Annotated in this window: 15 protein-coding genes and 1 pseudogene; 5 read left to right on the forward strand and 11 right to left on the reverse strand. The window is 55.4% G+C overall.

Features of this window, described 5'->3' with window-relative positions; all coding sequences use genetic code 11:
• Positions 1-305: 305 nt before the first annotated feature.
• Together LH23_RS15475 and mrdB are read left to right on the forward strand one after the other, a co-directional pair.
• Complete coding sequence (locus LH23_RS15475; RefSeq protein WP_039292898.1) at positions 306-947, forward strand: ATP-dependent Clp protease proteolytic subunit; 642 nt, start codon at positions 306-308, stop codon at positions 945-947.
• Between the two features lie 59 nt (positions 948-1,006).
• Positions 1,007-2,119, forward strand: coding sequence for a peptidoglycan glycosyltransferase MrdB (gene mrdB, locus LH23_RS15480; protein WP_039292903.1), 1,113 nt, complete (start codon positions 1,007-1,009; stop codon positions 2,117-2,119).
• A 75-nt stretch (positions 2,120-2,194) separates the two neighbouring features.
• On the opposite strand, the gene LH23_RS15485 is transcribed toward mrdB, so the two are convergent.
• From LH23_RS15485 to LH23_RS15500, 4 genes are all read right to left on the reverse strand, one after another.
• Positions 2,195-3,001 carry a trypsin-like serine peptidase gene (locus LH23_RS15485; protein WP_039292906.1) on the reverse strand — a complete coding sequence of 269 codons (807 nt, stop codon included), beginning with the start codon at positions 2,999-3,001 and terminating at the stop codon, positions 2,195-2,197.
• A 294-nt stretch (positions 3,002-3,295) separates the two neighbouring features.
• Positions 3,296-3,721, reverse strand: a complete 426-nt coding sequence (asr, locus tag LH23_RS23520; RefSeq protein ID WP_008459254.1) for an acid resistance repetitive basic protein Asr — start codon at positions 3,719-3,721, stop codon at positions 3,296-3,298.
• Positions 3,722-3,873: 152 nt separating this feature from the next.
• Positions 3,874-5,358 carry a carboxypeptidase M32 gene (locus tag LH23_RS15495; protein ID WP_039292911.1) on the reverse strand — a complete coding sequence of 495 codons (1,485 nt, stop codon included), beginning with the start codon at positions 5,356-5,358 and terminating at the stop codon, positions 3,874-3,876.
• Positions 5,359-5,432: 74 nt separating this feature from the next.
• Positions 5,433-6,683 (reverse strand): MFS transporter, encoded by a 1,251-nt coding sequence (locus LH23_RS15500; protein ID WP_039292915.1) that lies wholly within the window; start codon positions 6,681-6,683, stop codon positions 5,433-5,435.
• 99 nt (positions 6,684-6,782) lie between these two features.
• Between LH23_RS15500 and LH23_RS15505 the strand changes: the two genes are divergently transcribed.
• The 3 genes from LH23_RS15505 to bioD all read left to right on the forward strand — a co-directional run bounded on the left by LH23_RS15505 (position 6,783) and on the right by bioD (position 9,846).
• On the forward strand, positions 6,783-7,685 hold the full coding sequence (locus LH23_RS15505; protein WP_039292918.1) for a LysR family transcriptional regulator: 903 nt from the start codon (positions 6,783-6,785) through the stop codon (positions 7,683-7,685).
• 125 nt (positions 7,686-7,810) lie between these two features.
• Complete coding sequence (gene mlc, locus LH23_RS15510) at positions 7,811-9,028, forward strand: sugar metabolism global transcriptional regulator Mlc (protein WP_039292921.1); 1,218 nt, start codon at positions 7,811-7,813, stop codon at positions 9,026-9,028.
• A gap of 122 nt (positions 9,029-9,150) precedes the next feature.
• Positions 9,151-9,846: a dethiobiotin synthase gene (gene bioD, locus LH23_RS15515; RefSeq protein WP_039292924.1), complete on the forward strand. Its 696-nt coding sequence runs from the start codon at positions 9,151-9,153 to the stop codon at positions 9,844-9,846.
• Here bioD and clcB read toward each other — a convergent pair.
• The 7 genes and pseudogenes from clcB to ynfE all read right to left on the reverse strand — a co-directional run bounded on the left by clcB (position 9,799) and on the right by ynfE (position 18,128).
• Positions 9,799-11,091, reverse strand: a complete 1,293-nt coding sequence (gene clcB / locus LH23_RS15520; protein WP_039292927.1) for a voltage-gated ClC-type chloride channel ClcB — start codon at positions 11,089-11,091, stop codon at positions 9,799-9,801. The genes bioD and clcB overlap by 48 nt on opposite strands.
• Before the next feature lie 97 nt (positions 11,092-11,188).
• Positions 11,189-12,334, reverse strand: a complete 1,146-nt coding sequence (gene osmV, locus LH23_RS15525; protein ID WP_039292930.1) for an osmoprotectant ABC transporter ATP-binding protein OsmV — start codon at positions 12,332-12,334, stop codon at positions 11,189-11,191.
• 36 nt (positions 12,335-12,370) lie between these two features.
• Positions 12,371-13,009: an osmoprotectant ABC transporter permease OsmW gene (gene osmW / locus LH23_RS15530; RefSeq protein ID WP_039292933.1), complete on the reverse strand. Its 639-nt coding sequence runs from the start codon at positions 13,007-13,009 to the stop codon at positions 12,371-12,373.
• A 9-nt stretch (positions 13,010-13,018) separates the two neighbouring features.
• Positions 13,019-13,924 carry a glycine betaine ABC transporter substrate-binding protein gene (locus LH23_RS15535; RefSeq protein ID WP_039292935.1) on the reverse strand — a complete coding sequence of 302 codons (906 nt, stop codon included), beginning with the start codon at positions 13,922-13,924 and terminating at the stop codon, positions 13,019-13,021.
• 18 nt (positions 13,925-13,942) lie between these two features.
• Positions 13,943-14,659: an osmoprotectant ABC transporter permease OsmY gene (gene osmY, locus LH23_RS15540; RefSeq protein WP_039292938.1), complete on the reverse strand. Its 717-nt coding sequence runs from the start codon at positions 14,657-14,659 to the stop codon at positions 13,943-13,945.
• 311 nt (positions 14,660-14,970) lie between these two features.
• Positions 14,971-15,597 carry a Tat proofreading chaperone DmsD gene (dmsD, locus tag LH23_RS15545; protein WP_039292940.1) on the reverse strand — a complete coding sequence of 209 codons (627 nt, stop codon included), beginning with the start codon at positions 15,595-15,597 and terminating at the stop codon, positions 14,971-14,973.
• Positions 15,598-15,687: 90 nt separating this feature from the next.
• Positions 15,688-18,128, reverse strand: a pseudogene (gene ynfE, locus LH23_RS15550) (selenate/tellurate reductase subunit YnfE).
• Positions 18,129-18,321: the final 193 nt, after the last annotated feature.

The following is an 18,321-nucleotide window of genomic DNA, read 5'->3' on the forward strand; positions in this document are numbered from 1 at the left end:
TGTTTTCTGGAATAAAATACCTGTAATTCAATTTCTTCTGTTATTGCTGCTATGAAGTTGCGGTTTGGTAGAGAACAGATGCGCCTCCAGCTTTACCGCGCGATGATTTATAAAGGAGGTTTATAGAATGGGTTAATATTGTTAGTCATTACAGCGGGTTGTTTTGTTTTTTTTATGTTTTCTTCTTTTTACTTCTACATTAACGCTTTGTTTAAAATCCGGATATAAAACATCTTGCTTTTGCAACGCCATATTATAAGCTGTGAAAAAATGGAGTGTGCGTAAAATTTATCAAGGAGAGAGATGTGAAAGCCATAATACACCTGATCATGACAGTGTTAATTTCGTATGTTTCATTTGCTGTAGCGCAGCCTGTTGAAGATAAAAATAAAATCGCCAAAATCTATTATTCTGGAGAAATGCAAACGTCTGCCGTGTCGAGGCTGGTCAGCGTCTTTGATGAAATTAATAAAAATAATGATGTAGAGAGAATTTATTTATATATCAATAGCTATGGCGGCGATATGGACGCGGGCCTGATGGCCGCTGCCGCCGTCAGAAGCTCCGAAATCCCCGTCACAACCGTGGCCATGTCTACCGTCGGCTCTTCGGCAACGATCATGTTCTGCGCCGCAGACGACAGGCGTTCTTTACCGGATGGCAGCTTATTTCTGCACCCGGCTTCTATTTCACATAGCGGGGATTTAAGGCCCGCTGATGTGACTTATCTTGAAAGAGAAACCCGTCGTTTCAATGAAATGTTTAAAAAAACGTATCGGGCATGCACAAAACTTGATGAAGCCAAAATAGCTGAAATATTGCATAGCGAGTATAACCTCACCGGCTATTCTCCCAGTGAGGCAATGGCTATTGGATTAGTCTCTTCCGTGGATAAAAAAATAATACCGGCTACCTACACTTACTCTATCGTTAGCAGCTCGAATTAATACGCGGATATCACCTGGCTAACCCGAACTGAATTACCTCACGGTTGCAGAGGTATTAAATGGAAAATATTCATCAGAAAAGAATGTGTTGGGCAAGAGTTCATCTTGATCCCTCGCTACTGCTGTTGATTATGTTATTGCTGGCTTACAGCGCTTTTGTGATGTGGAGCGCCAGTGGCCAGGATATCGGGATGATGGAGCGTAAAGCCGGGCAGATCGCGATGGGGCTTATGGTGATGATTGCCATGGCGCAAATCCCTCCGCGCTTCTACGAAAGATCCGCACCCTGGCTTTTTGCCCTGTGCGTTATTTTACTACTGCTGGTCGATAGCATCGGGCAAATCAGCAAAGGGGCTCAGCGCTGGTTGGATCTCGGCATTATCCGCTTCCAGCCTTCGGAAATTGCCAAGATTGCCGTTCCGCTGATGGTGGCCCGATTTATCAATCAGAACCTGAGTCCACCGTCGCTTAAACAGACGGCTATTGCGCTGGCGATCATTTTTGTGCCTGTCTTACTTATTGCGATGCAGCCTGACCTCGGTACCGCCGTCCTGGTAGCGGCATCCGGTCTTTTTGTGCTGTTCCTGTCGGGGATTAGCTGGAGAATTATCGCCGCAGCTGCCGTGCTGATGGCCATTTTCATTCCGGTGCTGTGGTTCTTTCTTATGCATGACTACCAGCGCGAACGCATCATGATGCTGTTGGATCCGACGCTAGATCCGCGCGGGGCGGGTTATCACATCATTCAGTCAAAAATCGCGATTGGTTCTGGCGGCCTGGTGGGGAAAGGCTGGCTGCATGGCACACAGTCTCAGTTGGAGTTTTTACCGGAACGGCATACCGATTTTGTGTTTGCCGTTATTGCGGAGGAACTGGGCTTTATCGGCATTCTGGTGCTGCTTGCGCTGTATCTGCTGGTGATTATGCGAGGCCTAATCATTGCGGCTCAGGCTCAAACGCTCTTCGGGCGGATGGTCGTCGGCGGCCTGATACTGATCCTGTTTGTTTATGTGTTTGTGAATATCGGTATGGTGAGCGGTATTTTGCCGGTGGTGGGTGTTCCGCTACCGTTAATAAGCTATGGCGGCTCGGCGTTGATCGTGCTGATGGCCGGGTTTGGCATCATGATGTCAGTGCATACGCACCGCAAGATGATGTCAAAGAGTGTTTAGCGGCAGGAAGAGGGCGAGTCATTTGCCGCCGGGCAACCCTGGTATTGCGCTGCCCGGCGGTATCAGGATAAAGCTTTATTGTGCCAGTGCTTCCAGCCTGTCGCGGAAGCCGGTCACTGAAATGGCGCGGTTATCCGCCCTGTATCTGTCTTTGGCTGCCGGGGCGGAACTTTGCACCGCAATCAGCTGCCAGCCCTGATCGGTTTTCAACAACAGCGGTGAACCACTATCGCCTGGGAGCGTATCGCACTGGTGAGACAGCACGGACGCCTGAGCCCAGCCTGTTACCAGGCAGTTACTGTGGGTATACAGGTCGTCGAGATGATCCAGCGGATAGCCAGACTGTGTCACTTTACGATCCTGTGCTTTTAATGCTTCGGTTAGCGCGTCTTTGTCGCCGGTAAACAGCGGCAACGGCGTAATTCCCGAAGGCGGATTACGGATAATAATCAGGCCAAAATCATAAGGTGCCGCGTTAGACGGAACCAGCCATCCGTCGCCATCCGGCTTGAGGCGGCGACCAAGGGATTTGTCCACGCGGCCTTCAATATCATGGATCTCATAGCGCCATTGCCCTTTGTGGGAAATAAAGCGCAGGGCGATGGCTTTGTCTGCTTTACCGCGCGGCGGCTGCAGCAGGCAGTGTCCGGCGGTTAAGGCCAGATGCGGTGAAATCAGGGTGGCGGTACATAAGTTGCCGCTGGCGGTTTCCAACTGGCCAATGGCATCCCAGGGGGCATCCTCAGGGTTGGTCACGCGAATACGGTCATCTTTGCCGAAGAACAGTGTTTTAACGTTCGCCGGGCTGTCGTCTTCGTCCGCGTGAGCAAGTTGAGGTAAAAGGATCAATGCTCCTAAAAACAACACAACACTTTTGCGCATAGCTCTCTCTGAAGGGGCTAATAATTATGGTTTTTATAGATGCAGTAACTATAGTCGGAACGGACCGAAAGTGGGAGTGAAAACAGCAGACTACGCTATCAGAGCCAGAAGCTCAGCGTAATAATACCGCAGATGATCAGCAGGGCGAGGATTAACTCGAAACTGTAGCGTCGCAACATTATCCGCACTCCAGAAATAAGTACGTGCTAAAGGCTGTGCCTTATTCCTAATAAAACACCCGGCAAGCCGGGTGTTTATGTAAACGCTTTAAGCTAACGGGTAGCCCCGTTTAACTTATGCTGCTGGCTGTGCAGCTGGTTTAGCAGCGGCTTTGTGATGTTTTTTCACGTGTTTTTTAGCAGCCTGAGCTTTCTGTGCAGCTGGTTTTACTGCTTTTTTGTGGTGTTTTTTAGCAGCCTGGGCTTTCTGAGCAGCTGGTTTGGTTGCTTTTTTGTGGTGCTTTTTAGCAGCCTGAGCTTTCTGCTCGGTCGCTGGTTTAGCGGCTTTTTTGTGTTTCTTTTTAGCAGCCTGAGCTTTCTGAGCGGCAGCTTTTTTGTGTTTCTTGTGATGCGTTACTTTTGCAGCTGGCGCTTTAGCAGCAGGAGCAGCAGCGGTGGTTGCTGGAGCAGCAGCTGGAGCGGTAGCGGTGGTGTCAGCAGCGAAAGCGGCAGAAGACAGACCCATAGCAGCGGCAACAACCAGAGCTAATACTTTTTTCATTTCGACATCCTCGAATTTGTTTGTGTGTCAACCCCACTGCGGGGCCGTTGAAATGAACTATAGGCTGGGGAATCAAAGTGTTCAGTGAGTGATTGGTATCGGCATGTAACGTAATGTACAAGGCCGGGTACAGACGACCCGGCGCGAGGGGTTTACAGGTAACGTGACTCTAAATGCTTGCGGAAATACAATGGGTTAAGGTCTTCGCCGGTCGCGTTGGTTATCAGCTGTGAAGTGGTGAAACGGCTGCCATGCTGCCAGATATTTTGCTTCAACCAGTCAAATAAGGCGGTGAAATTGCCGCTGGCGATCGCCTGGTCCAGATCCGGCAGCGCGCGTGATGCCGCGCTAAACAGCTGCGCCGCGTACATCGCGCCCAGCGTATAGGAAGGGAAGTAGCCGAAAGCGCCATCGGTCCAGTGAATATCCTGCATACAACCATTGCGGTAATTGCCTTCGGTGGACAGGCCCAGCCAGGACTGCATCTTCTCATTCCACAGCGCCGGAATGTCATCCACCTCGATATCCCCCTCGATCAGTGCCCGTTCAATTTCATATCGCAGCACAACGTGTGCCGGGTAGCTCACTTCATCGGCATCGACGCGAATATAGCCGCGCTCAACCTGCTGGTTGACGTTGATAAAGTTGTTCAGTTCGAACGCCGGCTGCGGACCAAAACGCTCAATGACTTTTGGCAGCAGCAGTTTCAGGAACGGCGCGCTGCGGCCAAGTTGCATCTCAAAGAACAGGCTTTGAGATTCATGGATGGCGGTAGAACGCGCCAGAGCGACGGGCTGGCCGAGCCATTCCCGCGGCAGGTTTTGCTCGTAGCGGGCGTGGCCGGTTTCATGAATCACGCCAAACAGCGAGCTGAACATCTCTTCTTCGTTATAACGCGTCGTGATTCGCACATCTTCAGGCACGCCGCCGCAGAAGGGATGCGCGCTGACATCAAGGCGGCCGCCGTTAAAGTCAAAGCCAAGCAGCCCCATAGTATCCAGCCCGAGCTGACGCTGGGTTTCAGTGGCAAAAGGACCTTGTGGCGTCAGCATTTTTTCTTTGGCCTGCTTATCAACCACCTTCTGGAGCAAATCAGGCAGCCAGCCGCGCAGGTCGCCAAACAGCACGTCGAGCTTGGCGCTGGTCATACCGGGTTCATAGATATCCAGCAGCGCATCATAGCGAGAAATACCTTTTGCCTCCGCGCGCAGTCGAGCCTCTTCGCGGCTGACGCGCACGACTTCTTTCAGGTTCGTGGAGAAGCCTTGCCAGTCGTTGGCCGGGCGCTGGGTACGCCAGCCGTGTTCGCAACGCGTACCTACCAGCGATTTCTCTTCTACTAACGCATCGGGGAGCAGCACCGCTTCCTGGTAGTGACGAGTCATTTCACGCAGGTTTGCACGCTCTACATCGTTCAGATCTTCCTGAGCTGCGGCCTGGAGCAGGGTGGCAATTTTCTTGTCGGTCAGGATCTGGTGCTTAAGCACGCTAAGTTCAGCGAGAGCCTCGCCGCGCGCCTGGCTACCGTTAGCGGGCATCATGGTGGACATGTCCCAGCCGGCAATGGCTGACAAATGCTCAAACCGGGACAGACGCTGGAAGGTACGGGTCAGGTGATTATAGTTTTGCTTTTCCATATGGCCTCGTGAACAGGTTGTTAACGCCAAAGAAAATAGCATTAAGCTTACCTGAACACGAGAGCGGCAGCAGGTTAGTGCGCCTTATGGTGCAAACGGGCGGCAACCAGCAGGGCGACCAGCAGCAGCGAGCCGATAAACGCCGCCACGCCGTTCCAGCCAAACTGGTGCCAGAACACGCCGCCAAGGGTACCAGCCAGGCTGGAGCCGAGGTAATAGCTGAACAAATACAGTGACGAAGCCTGGCCTTTGGCACGGCGCGCGCGTGGCCCAATCCAGCTGCTGGCAACTGAGTGAGCGGCAAAGAAACCGGCGGAAAACAGCAGCATTCCGGCAAAAATAACGATAAGCGAGGAGAAAACAGTCAGCGTCAGGCCAAGGAACATAATGGCCGTGAAGCCAATCAGCACGGGGCCTCGGCCATATTTAGCGGTCATTGCGCCCGCTTTAGGTGAGCTCCATGTCCCGGTCAGATAGGCGACGGAAAGCAGGCCCACCACCGCCTGGCTCAGGAACCACGGAGCTTCCATCATGCGGTAGCCAATGTAGTTAAAGAGGGTGACAAACGCCCCCATTAGCAGGAAGCCTTCCGCAAACAGCAGCGGCAACCCCTGGTCCCGCCAGTGCAGGCGGAAGTTAATAAACAGCGTTTTAGGGCGAAGACTGGAGGCGCGAAAATGCTGCGACTGCGGCAAAATCTTCCAGAACATCAGCGCAGAGGCGAGGGCAAAACAGCCGATAGCCGCGACGGCCACGCGCCAGGTAAAGAAATCGGTAAGTACCCCGGTGATCAGGCGGCCGCTCATTCCGCCGATTGAGTTCCCGCTGATGTACAGGCCCATCGAAAACGCCACCACGCTCGGGTGCATCTCCTCGCTGAGGTAGGTCATGCCCACGGCTGCAACGCCGCTCAAAGAAAGGCCGATGAGTGCGCGCATGATCAAAATGCCGTGCCAGCTGGTCATCAACGTTGACAGTAAAGTGCAGCAGGAAGCCAGCAGCAGAGCCGTAACCATGACCTGTTTACGGCCAATGGCGTCCGATAGCGGGCCGGTAAACAGCAGCCCGATAGCCAGCATGGCGGTAGAAACCGAAAGCGAAATACTGCTGCTTGCCGGGCTGACGCCAAATTCATGGGAGAGCACCGGTAGAATAGGCTGGACGCAATAGAGCAGGGCAAAAGTAGCCAGCCCGGCGGAAAACAGCGCCAGCGTGACGCGCATAAACTGAGGGGTACCGCGTTTGATATAGCTGACAGAAGGGGTAGATCGGCTTTCGTCAACGTCCTCTGTCGGGGCTGTATTGACGGTAGTTGTACGACTCAAGGGAGATCCTTACGCAGGTGTTAACTTATTCTTTACAGAGTAGAAAAGTGTAAATGTTATGTCTAATATATTAATAATCTCAAATGATACTTTAAACATATGAATATCGAGTTGCGCCATTTGCGCTATTTCATTGCGGTTGCCGAAGAGCTGCATTTTGGTCGGGCCGCAGCGCGGCTGCGGATCTCCCAGCCCCCCCTTAGCCAGCAGATTCAGATCCTTGAAGAGCAAATAGGCGCTCGCCTGCTGGCGCGCACTAACCGCAGCGTTAACCTCACCGCAGCCGGCCAGCAGTTTCTCACCGATGCCAGGCAAATTCTCAGCCAGGTGGATGCCGCTGCAGCGCGTGCAGCCCGGCTGCACCAGGGGGAAACCGGCGAATTGCGCATAGGCTTTACCTCCTCCGCGCCATTTATTAAGGCTGTTTCTGACAGCCTGTCCCGCTTTCGCAAGCGCTACCCAGACGTGCATCTCCAGATGCGAGAGGTGAACACCCGGGAGCAAATTGCCCCCCTGAATGAGGGCGAGCTTGAGCTGGGGCTGATGCGCAATACGCGCCTGCCGGATACTCTGAACTGGACGCTCATCCTGCGTGAACCGCTGCTGGCGATGGTGCATCGCGATCATCCGCTGGCCAGCAGTCGTTCGATATCGCTGACACAGTTGGCGCAGGAGCCGTTTGTTTTCTTTGACCCGCACGTAGGCACCGGACTGTACGACGACATCATTGGGCTGCTTCGCCGCTATAGCATCGTGCCGTACATCACCCAGGAAGTGGGTGAGGCGATGACGATCATTGGGCTAGTGTCCGCCGGGCTGGGGGTTTCAATCCTGCCTGCTTCATTCCAGCGCATTCGCCTGAGTGATGTGGTATGGCTGCCCATTGATGAGCCAGAGGCACAGTCTGAGTTGTGGCTGGTCTGGCCGAAGCATCGGGAATTATCGGAAGCGGCGAAGCGCATCTCGGCATTGCTGACCGAGGCCTCCTGGGCGTTAAAATAGGGCGAATGTGGCGGGAATATGTGCGGTAAATCACAACCCTACGTAAATATTTGACGACCCCACTTGAAGTGTTTCACCATAGCCTAAAAGTTTATTTCGAAGCGCGAAAATAAAGGGAGTACCACGTGGTTGCTGATAGTCAACCGGGCCATATCGATCAGATTAAACAAACCAATGCTGGCGTTGTTTATCGCTTGATTGATACCCACGGCCCGGTGTCGCGAATCGATCTTTCCCGCCTGGCGCAGCTGGCTCCGGCCAGTATCACCAAGATTGTGCGGGAAATGCTAGAGGCGCATCTGGTACAGGAAACGGAAATTCAGGACCCCGGTAGCCGTGGCCGCCCCGCGGTGGGCTTAATGCTTGAAACAGAAGCCTGGCATTACCTCTCTATTCGCCTCAGCCGCGGTGAAATTTCACTCGGCCTGCGCGACCTCAGCAGTAAGCTGGTGGTGGAAGACGCGGTAGACCTGCCGACGAACGACCCGCAGCCTTTGCTGGAGCGCATCATCTTTCAGGTCGATCAATTCTTTATTCGCCATCAGCAAAAGCTTGAGCGCCTCACCGCCATCGCCATTACGTTGCCGGGCATCATTGACACAGTGGGTGGCGTTATTCACCGTATGCCGTTCTATGATGTCTGCGATATGCCGCTGGGTGAAGTGCTGGGCAATCACACCGGTGTGCCGGTTTTTATCCAGCACGATATTAGCGCCTGGACCATGGCAGAAGGGCTGTTCGGCGCCTCTCAGGGGGCGAGAGATGTCATTCAGGTGGTGATTGACCATAACGTTGGCGCAGGCGTTATTACCGATGGTCGCTTGTTGCACGCCGGCAGCAGCAGTCTGGTGGAAATTGGCCACACGCAGGTCGATCCCTACGGGAAGCGCTGCTACTGTGGCAACCACGGCTGCCTGGAAACCATTGCCAGCGTCGAAAGCGTGCTGGAACTGGCGCAGCAGCGAATGAGCCAGTCGATGGGATCGATGCTGCACGGCCAGCCGCTTAGCGTGGAATCCTTGTGTGACGCTGCGCTAAGCGGAGATCTGCTGGCGAAAGATATTATTATTGGCGTCGGGCAAAATGTGGGCCGCATTCTGGCCATCATGGTTAACCTGTTTAATCCGCAAAAAATTCTTATCGGTTCGCCGCTTAACCGCGCCGCCGCCATCCTTCACCCTGCGATAACCGATTGTATTCGCCAGCAGGCGTTGCCCGCCTATAGTAGCCACACGATCGTGGAAGGTACGCAGTTTGATAACCGCGGTACCATGGCCGGTGCGGCGCTGGTAAAAGATGCAATGTATAACGGCTCTTTATTAATTCGTCTGCTGCAGGGCTAATCTTCGGCCCTGATTCACCAAAAATTGCGCTATCTCAATCTGGCTACAGCGCCATTCTTTTAGACTTCCCGGGTTAATTTTTCTCTTTACTTATATGGCTAGCATTACCTCGGGAGACAGTCATGCTTAAGCGTTTCTTTATAACAGGTACCGATACTGCCGTAGGGAAGACGGTGGTTTCACGAGCCTTACTGCAGGCGCTATCGGCCAACGGAAAAAGCGTCGTCGGTTACAAGCCGGTCGCTAAAGGCAGTAAAGAGACGCCAGACGGGCTGCGCAATAAAGATGCTCTGGTACTGCAAAGCGTCTCCACAATTAAACTGCCCTATGAAGCGATCAATCCTATCGCGCTCAGCGAAGAAGAGAGCAGCATCAGCCATCATGGGCCGATTAACTACTCGCTGCTGTCAAGCGGCCTGCAAAGGCTGGCCGACCAAATGGACCACGTTGTCGTCGAAGGCACGGGCGGCTGGCGCAGCCTGATGAACGATCTTCGTCCGCTGTCGGACTGGGTGGTGCAGGAACAGTTGCCGGTGCTGCTGGTGGTGGGGATTCAGGAAGGGTGCATTAACCATGCGCTGCTGACGGCGCAGGCGATTGCCAACGACGGGCTGCCGTTTATTGGCTGGGTGGCGAACCGCATCAATCCAGGCCTTGCGCACTACGCGGAAATTATCGAGGTATTGAGCAAAAAACTGCCGGGACCGCTGGTCGGCGAGTTACCGTACCTACCTCGGGCCGAGCAGCGTGAGCTGGGGGCGTATATCGACCTAACCCGGCTGCGTAGCGCCCTGACGGTAGACCGACTGCGGGCGTAGCCAGCGCGAAAGCGTTGAGGCTATCACGCAGGTCAGCAGCAGGCCGGGGAGCAGCGTAAACTCTCCGGTCATTTCACAAATCATCAGCGTCGCCATAATTGGCGCATGTGTAGTCGCCGCCAGCAAAGACGCCATGCCCGTCAGCCCAAGCAGGATCATCAGCGGTTCACCTCCGCCCCACAGGCCGCACACCTGGCCAAATAGCATACCCAGCGCCGCCCCCATAAATAGCGTCGGTGTAAATACACCGCCCGGCGCGCCGGATCCGCTGCTTGCCATCACCGCCAGCAGCTTGCACAGCAACACGCCGCCGACGAACAGCAACGCAGGCGGGCTGGAAAGAAACGACTGCACCACGCTGTAGCCGTTGCCCCATGCCGTCGGCGTTACCAGCGACAGCAGCCCGACAATCAGCCCGCCGAGTGCCAGCTGCAGCGGCGGCGTAAGCTTAAGTGAACGAAAAAGCGCGCTGCTTTGCGCCAGCAGCCACAGAATCAGCGGCCCGAGCACGCCCGCGGTTAAGCCGAGCAGCGCCATTAGCCCATAATGAGAAGGCTGGGGTGGATCAAGAAGCGTGACGATATACAGCGGGGCCTGGCCGCCGTTGAGCAAATGTGTCATCAGCAAGGCGCTGATGGCGGCAATCACCACCGGCCCCAGCGAGGCAAGCATCAGGGAGCCAAACAGAATTTCCGCAATAAACAGGCTGCCCGCCAGCGGCGCATGATAGGCACTCGCCATCCCGGCAGCTGCGCCGCAGGCTACCCACAGCTTCCACTCTTTGTCCGGGGTAAAGCGTTGGGCAAACAGCGAAGCAAAAACCGTTGCCAGCAGAATCATCGCCCCTTCTCGCCCGATAGCGCTCCCGCTGGCGACAACGATCAGCGAGGCGGCGGACTTCACCAGGCTGGACGGCACGTCCAGGCGACCATCGCCGGTTTCGATAGCTTCCATGTAGTCGGTGGGGGCAGAAGGGCGCTGGCGAGTGGCTCGCTGCCAGCCCCAAAGCAGAAGCCCGGCCAGGAGGCCACCGGCGGCAGGCGTCAGGGCGCGTCGCCAGGGCTCGAGGGACGCAGCGGCTGCAACCAGGCTGCCACCGTGATCGCCGAGGAATACATTCTCAAGCAGGTACATGGCCTGCCGAAAAAGCCAGACTACCAGCGCGGAAGCCAGGCCAATAAAGACCGCAATCACCAGCCGGCGAAGCATCTCTCGGATGTCAGGAAAGGCTTGTATTCGGTGCATAGCGCAAAAGGTAACGGGGGAATGGCGCTATTGTGGGGGAGAACGTCGATAAGCTCAAAAGGAAAATGCGCCACTGGGAGGTAGCGCATTATGTTGATTAGCTCTGCTGAATATTCAGCGCCCGGCGCGTGCGGCCCGAGCTGAGATAATCGGCAATGTAATCCTGCGAAATCTCCCCACTGTAGCGGCCATCTTCATCGGTGATCGGCATCCAGACCATGTTGTGCTCATAGAGCTTAGAAAGCACGATGCGCAGGTTTTCCTCCGCGCGGCCGGTGACGCGGAACGGGTGCAGAAGGTCGGTGCAAGTGCCCGTCGCGCCACGCGCTTCACGCCGCTTAACGAAGCCCAGAGGTTTACCTCCGGCGTCAACGACGGTGATGGAACGCATGTCGTTGTCGTCCATTGTGGCGAAAGCTTCCGCCAGTGGCGTAGATTCACGAGCCGTAATGGTCGGCTGCTGTTCGGTCACATCCCCTGCCTGTACCAACAGGAGGCGCTTCAGCGTGCGGTCCTGGCCAACAAACGACCCAACGAAGTCATTGGCCGGTTTCGCCAGCAGCTCGTCCGGGCTGGCGCATTGCACAATTTTGCCCTGGCGGAAGACCGCAATCCGGTCACCCAGCTTCAGAGCCTCGTCGATATCGTGGCTGACCAGCATTACCGTTTTTTTCAACTGGCGCTGCATCTCCAGAAACTCGTTCTGAATGGTTTCGCGGTTAATCGGGTCAACCGCGCCAAAAGGTTCATCCATCAGCAGCACCGGAGGATCTGCCGCCAGGGCGCGGATCACTCCGATACGCTGCTGCTGGCCGCCGGACATTTCGCGCGGATAGCGGTTGAGGAAGCGGTTAGGGTCGAGGGCGACCATGCTCATCAACTCCTGGGCGCGTGCTTTGCAGCGGGCCTTATCCCAGCCCAGCATGCGCGGCACAACGGTAATGTTTTCTTCTATCGTCATGTTAGGGAACAGGCCGATTTGCTGGATAACGTAGCCGATATTGCGGCGGAGGGTGACGGTATCCAGATCGTTGGTGTCCTGGCCGTTGATTAAAATCTTGCCGCCGGTGGGTTTTATCAGGCGGTTGATCATTTTCAGCGTGGTGGTTTTGCCGCAGCCGGACGGGCCGAGCAGCACGCACATTTCCCCTTCTGGCACGTTCAGACTGATATTGTCGACAGCGTTGAAAGTCTGGCCATTTTTCTGCACAAATTGTCGCGTGAGGTTTTCAAGTTTTATCATTATTAACTCTCCTTTGAATACGGCTTCCCGGCCCGGTTACCATTTAGTGAAATGCAGCTGCAGGCGATGCAAAAGCCAGTCGAGCACGATAGCCAACAGGCAGATCATCACCGCCCCGGCAATCAGCATGCGGATGTCACTCCCGCCGATGCCGTTAAGCAGCAGCAAGCCCAGGCCGCCCGCACCAATGACGGCAGCAATGGCCATAACGCCAATGTTCATCACCACCGCGGTTCGAATTCCGCCAAAAATCACCGGCAGCGCCATAGGAATTTCCACCCAGCGCAGGCGCTGCCAAAACGTCATGCCGATGCCTCGTCCGGCTTCACGTAGCCCCGACGGCAGGCTGTCCAGCGCGGTGTGGGTATTGCGAACAATCGGCAGCAGCGAATAAAGAAATACTGCCGTTACTGCAGGTACCACGCCAATACCCTGACCGATCAGCGAAAACAGGGGGATCATCAGGCCAAACAGCGCCACGGACGGAATGGTGAGCAAAATAGTGGCAAAGCCGAGTATCGGCGTGGCGAGCCATTTATGGCGCACGATAAGAATGCCCAGCGGCACCCCAATCAGAATTGCGAGGCCGACGGCGATCAGCACCAGCCACAGGTGATGCAGAGTAAGGGAGCCAATATACCCTGCGTTATCAATCATATAATGTAATGTTTCCACGATACCTCCTCAGAGCAAGCCTTTCTGCTGCAGGAATTCACGGGCCACCTGCTGCGGGGTTTCATGGTCGATATCAACTTTAGCGTTCAGGGTTGTTATCACCTCATTGTTCAGCTCGGACGATAGGGTGTTCAGCGCCTCCTCAAGGCCCGGATGCGAGTCCAGCACGTCTTTCCGCACCACGGGAGTGACAGCGTAACTTGGGAAGAAGCCCTTATCATCCACTAGCGCTTTCAGGTCAAAGCCCTTCATACGGCCATCGGTGGTGTAGATCAGACCTGCGTCAACAAAGCCATCGCGGATGGCGTTGTAGACAAGGCCGGGGTCCATCTGGCGGATCTGCGGGCGGTCCAGCGGCATGTTGTAAACCTGCTGCAGTGGCTTCAGGCCATCGCTGCGCCCGGCAAATTCCAGATCCAGGCCAAGCATCCAGTTATGTTTCGGGTCGGTCTGGCGGATATGCTCGATGCGCTCCACCAGTTGTGACATTGTGGTAATGCCTTCTTTTTCTGCCCGCTCACGCTTCATGGCAAAGGCGTAGGTGTTGTTCATCTCCGCCGGTTTAAGCCAGATGAGGCCCAGCTTCGCGTCGAGTTTTTTGACCGTGTTGTACGACTCTTCCGGCGTCATTCGCTTATTAATGTGGTTGAAGATAATCAGCGAGGTGCCGGTGTACTCCCAGGTCATATCAATCTGTTTGTTGATCATCGCATTGCGGGAAATCACCGTGGCAATATTGGTCTGCGGCGTCACCTGGAAGCCCTTTTTAGCCAGATACTGCGTGGTCATGGCCGACAAAATATGTTGCTCGGTAAAGCTTTTGGTCGCCAGAATCAGCGGTGCGGCCTGGGCCTGCATGGCGATAAGGGAGGCCGCGGCAAACGCCGTCGTTAGCATCCGTGAAAGCAGTCTCATAATCGCTCCTTATTGTTGTTATTGGGCGGTGTGGGGGCTGAGCATCCGGCCCAGGCTGGCAAGTGCCAGGTCGAGGATCAGGGCAAACAGGGCCGTCGCCACGGCGCCGAGTATCAGCGTTGGGAAATCATTCAGGTAAATCCCCGGGAAGATAAGCTCCCCGTAGCTGCTCGCGCCGATAAGAAAGGCCAGCGGGGCGGTGCCGACGTTGATGGCGGTGGCAATGCGCACGCCGGACAGGATCACCGGCCAGGCGTTAGGGATTTCAACCTGGCGCAGCCGCTGCAGTTTGGTCATGCCAATCCCGTTGGCGGCTTCGATAAGTGACGGCGGGACGCTGCAAAGCCCGGCATAGGTATTACGGACAATCGGAAGCAGTGAGGCGAGGAACAGGGCAACGATCGCCGGTTTGTCGCCAATGCCGATAATCACCATCGCCAGCGCTAAGACCGCCAGCGGCGGCAGCGTGTTACCGATATTAAAAATCTGCATGACGTACTCAGCCCAGCGGCGCGCGGCAGGACGGCTGAGCAATATTCCGCTAGGAATACCGACCAACAGGGCCAGGGCCATTGAGCTGAACACCAGAATCAGGTGCTGCTGCCCGAGATAGAGTAAATCGACCTGCCGGGCTTTGAGGGTGTCGAGGCCGATGCCCCAAACCACCAGAGCAAGCACTAAAATCAGCGCCACCAGCCCAAGTAAAAACCGTGTTGCGAAGGATGCGTTTTGCATTGCAGTGTGTCTCCCTGTGTGCACGCGTTATCGCCGCCGGGGAGGCGGCCTGTTGTTATGCCATGTGTCGGCAGGGTGTCTGGAGCTATAGCAACGCAGCGGGAAGGATTCCAGTTTAAGGGACAATTAAGAGGCTAATGATTTAGTCGATAAACTGAAGCTCAGGCCTTATGGCTTCTGGCCTGCGGAAGAAAAGTAAAGATTTGTCTTAAAAATGTTAACACAAGGTGACGTTGTCACATTTGCGGGGGCGGAAATCCTCGTTTTTTCAGGAAACCGGATGCGCCCGGCTTCCTGAAAGCCCAGGATTCTTAGAAATGCAGTTCCTTGCTGGCGACGGGCATCAACATGCCGTTTTGCCAGGCTGAGAGGGTCAGTTTTGCCAGCTCACCCAGGCCACGATAGAAATCATTCGCTGCGTTTTCGGTAAACAGGCTCAGATAACGTTCGGCCCAGGGCAGCAGATGCCAGGCCAGCAGCTCATCCAACGGCTGCTGCAGCCCCTGGTCGGCCAGCCAGGCCGCCAGCATCAGCATTAAGCCAAAATGATCTTCAGGCTCGTTTTGTTCCGTCTGCGGGGCAAAACCTTGGGTCCGCATCCACTGGCGAAGCTCGAGCAGCGAGTCGCCAAACAGCACGTTTTCTTTGTCGAGATAGACCGAGCCCCACGGCGGGGCCGGCAGCGCATAAGGGCCGATAAACAGGCGCTGGAACTCTTCGTTTATCGGCGTGGCCTGATCCGCCAGGCCTGCAGCCATCAGAGGCGCAACTGACGCCAGCGTTGGGGTCTGGAACGGCCATTCGCTCACCCAGTCCGGTGCCGCAAGCATCGCCATCAGCGCGGCGCTGTTCGGGTGGCTGGGGGCATGATAAAACAGGGCTCCGAGCACCCGGCCGCTAAGGGCTATCGCCGACAGGCGTTGTTGTTCAGAGAGCATTTTCATTCCTTTTAGTCGGGCACCTGGCTCCGCTATACGTTGCTGGAGCCAGGTGAATACAGGCAAAGCGGCAAGCCTTTACCATCATGCTTAAATCTTCTTAATTTCAACCAGATTGGTATGCTGCGGGTTGCCTTTTGCCAGCGGCGAAGGGCGGTGCGTGGTTAGCGTATTAATGCAGGCGCCGTGGTCAATACGGTCACCGTTCATGTCTGCGTCATGCCAGGCACCCTGGCCCATCGCGGCAACGCCCGGCATGATGCGCGGGGTGACTTTCGCCTCGATATGCACTTCGCCACGCCCGTTAAAGACGCTGACTTTGTCGCCGTTGGCAATGCCGCGACGTTTGGCGTCGAGCGGGTTAATCCAGACCTCCTGACGCGCGGCGGCCTGCAGGACGTCGATGTTGCCGTAGGTTGAGTGAGTTCTGGATTTGTAGTGGAAACCAAACAACTGGAGGGGAAACTCGCTGCGCTGCGGAGAGTCCCAGCCTTCAAACGTCGAGGCGTACACCGCCAGCGGACTGATAGTTTCGTCTTTTTCCAGCTCCCAGCTGGCGGCAATTCCGGCGAGCTTACTGGAATAAATTTCAATTTTCCCGGACGGCGTTTTGAGCGGATTAGCCTGAGGATCTTCGCGGAATTTTTTGTAAGCGACAAAATGGCCAGCCGGATCTTTCCGCTTGTATATGCCCATCGCCCGCAGATCTTCATAGGCAGGCAGCGCCGGGTCTTTCGCCAGCATTTTCGCGTACAGATATTGCAGCCATTCGCGCTGGGTTCGTCCTTCCGTGAAGGCCTGATGCACCCCGTCTCCCAGCCGTTTAGCCACTTCGCTCATCATCCAGTAGATAGGCTTGCGCTCAAACTTAGGCGCGGTGGCGGGCTGGATGAAAATCAGGTAGCCCATATTACCGGCGTAATCGTTAGGAATGATGTCCTCCTGCTCAACGGTCATCAGGTCCGGCAGCAGGATATCGGCGTATTTCGCCGATGAAGTCATAAAGTTCTCAATCACCACAATCATTTCGCATTGCTTATCGTCCTGCAAAATGGCGTGGGTTTTATTGATGTCGGAATGCTGGTTAATAATCGTGTTGCCGGCATAGTTCCAGATGAACTTGATCGGCACGTCCAGCTTCTCTTTCCCGCGCACGCCGTCTCGTTTGGCCGTCATTTCGGGGCCGCGAGTGATGGCGTCCGTCCAACTGAAGCAGGATATCTGCGTTTTTACCGGGTTTTCCAGCACCGGCATACGTTCAATGGTGATGGTATAGGTGGATTCACGTGCGCCGCTGTTGCCGCCGTTAATCCCCACGTTGCCGGTCAGGATCGGCAGCATGGCGATGGCGCGTGAGGTCAACTCGCCGTTGGCCTGGCGCTGCGGCCCCAGCCCTGGGCAATGTAGGCAGGTTTTGCGCCAGCAATTTCGCGCGCCAGTTTGATGATTCTGTCCGCCGGGATGCCGGTTATCGCGGAGGCCCACTGCGGCGTTTTCTCTGTCCCGTCATCGCCGTCACCTAAAATGTAGGCTTTGTAGTGGCCGTTGTGCGGGGCATCGGCGGGCAGGGTTGTCTCGTCATAGCCGACGCAGTATTTATCCAGGAAGGGCTGATCGACCAGGTTTTCACTGATCATGACGTGGGCAAGCCCGGCCACCAGCGCCGCATCCGTTCCGGGACGAATAGGGATCCATTCATCTTCCCGGCCTGCGGCCGTGTCGGTATAGCGCGGGTCGATAACAATCATGCGGGCGTTGGAGCGTTCACGAGCCTGTTCAAGATAATAAGTGATGCCGCCGCCGCTCATGCGCGTTTCTGCCGGGTTATTGCCGAACAGGACGACCAGCTTGCTGTTTTCGATATCCGAAGTGCTGTTGCCGTCATTGCTGCCGTAGGTGTACGGCATGGCGCAGGCGATTTGGGCCGTGCTGTAGGTGCCGTAGTGGCTCAGAAAACCGCCGTAGCAGTTCATCAGCCGGGCGACCAGCGAGGCGTAAGGGGAAGAGCGGGTGATATTCCCGCCGACCACGCCGGACGAGTAATTAATGTAGACCGCTTCGTTGCCATATTTTTCAACGGTCTGCTTCAGGCTGTGGCTGACAATCTCCAGCGCTTCGTCCCAACTGATGCGTTCAAATTTACCTTCACCCCGTTTGCCCACGCGCTTCATCGGGTAATTCAGGCGTTCCGGGTGGTTTATCCTGCGGCGGATAGAGCGCCCGCGCAGGCAGGCGCGAACCTGGTGATCGCCATATTGGTCCAGGCCGGTATTGTCCGTTTCAACCCAGTAAACTTCTTCGTCACGAACGTGCAGCCGCAGGGCGCAGCGACTGCCGCAGTTTACCGAACAGGCTCCCCAGACAACTTTATCTTTATTTTCCGGTGACACGGCATCGGCAACTGCGGCCGCAGCGCTACGCAGACCAAAAGGCAGCGAAATGCCCCCTGCGGCGAGGGCCAGGCCGCCAATGGCTGATGATTTTACCAGGCTGCGGCGGCTAATCCCGCCTGGCTGATTGAGGTTCGACATCGCTCTCTCCATGACTTTTTGTCGTGTGGAAGACGTTATTATTTATGTTTTTGAGTTTTGGTGATTGCTGAGGCAGCCCGGCTAAGGGCGTTCCCGGGCAGAGTGTTACTTATTTAGGAGTAGAGGTTATTAACGCCAGTCAAAGTTGCGGTGGTTGAGGGAAAATTGATGAAGGAAAGCAGGGTGCCTGGCA

The organism is Cedecea neteri, assembly GCF_000758305.1.
In the GTDB taxonomy this organism is placed as follows: domain Bacteria; phylum Pseudomonadota; class Gammaproteobacteria; order Enterobacterales; family Enterobacteriaceae; genus Cedecea; species Cedecea neteri_C.

Excerpts from the sequence above, each read along its gene's own strand:
- mrdB (WP_039292903.1), top strand. The coding sequence starts at position 1,007 with ATGGAAAATATTCATCAGAAAAGAATGTGTTGGGCAAGAGTTCATCTT.
- LH23_RS15485 (WP_039292906.1), bottom strand. The coding sequence starts at position 3,001 with ATGCGCAAAAGTGTTGTGTTGTTTTTAGGAGCATTGATCCTTTTACCT.
- asr (WP_008459254.1), bottom strand. The coding sequence starts at position 3,721 with ATGAAAAAAGTATTAGCTCTGGTTGTTGCCGCTGCTATGGGTCTGTCT.
- LH23_RS15495 (WP_039292911.1), bottom strand. The coding sequence starts at position 5,358 with ATGGAAAAGCAAAACTATAATCACCTGACCCGTACCTTCCAGCGTCTG.
- LH23_RS15505 (WP_039292918.1), top strand. The coding sequence starts at position 6,783 with ATGAATATCGAGTTGCGCCATTTGCGCTATTTCATTGCGGTTGCCGAA.
- bioD (WP_039292924.1), top strand. The coding sequence starts at position 9,151 with ATGCTTAAGCGTTTCTTTATAACAGGTACCGATACTGCCGTAGGGAAG.
- clcB (WP_039292927.1), bottom strand. The coding sequence starts at position 11,091 with ATGCACCGAATACAAGCCTTTCCTGACATCCGAGAGATGCTTCGCCGG.
- osmV (WP_039292930.1), bottom strand. The coding sequence starts at position 12,334 with ATGATAAAACTTGAAAACCTCACGCGACAATTTGTGCAGAAAAATGGC.
- LH23_RS15535 (WP_039292935.1), bottom strand. The coding sequence starts at position 13,924 with ATGAGACTGCTTTCACGGATGCTAACGACGGCGTTTGCCGCGGCCTCC.
- osmY (WP_039292938.1), bottom strand. The coding sequence starts at position 14,659 with ATGCAAAACGCATCCTTCGCAACACGGTTTTTACTTGGGCTGGTGGCG.
- dmsD (WP_039292940.1), bottom strand. The coding sequence starts at position 15,597 with ATGCTCTCTGAACAACAACGCCTGTCGGCGATAGCCCTTAGCGGCCGG.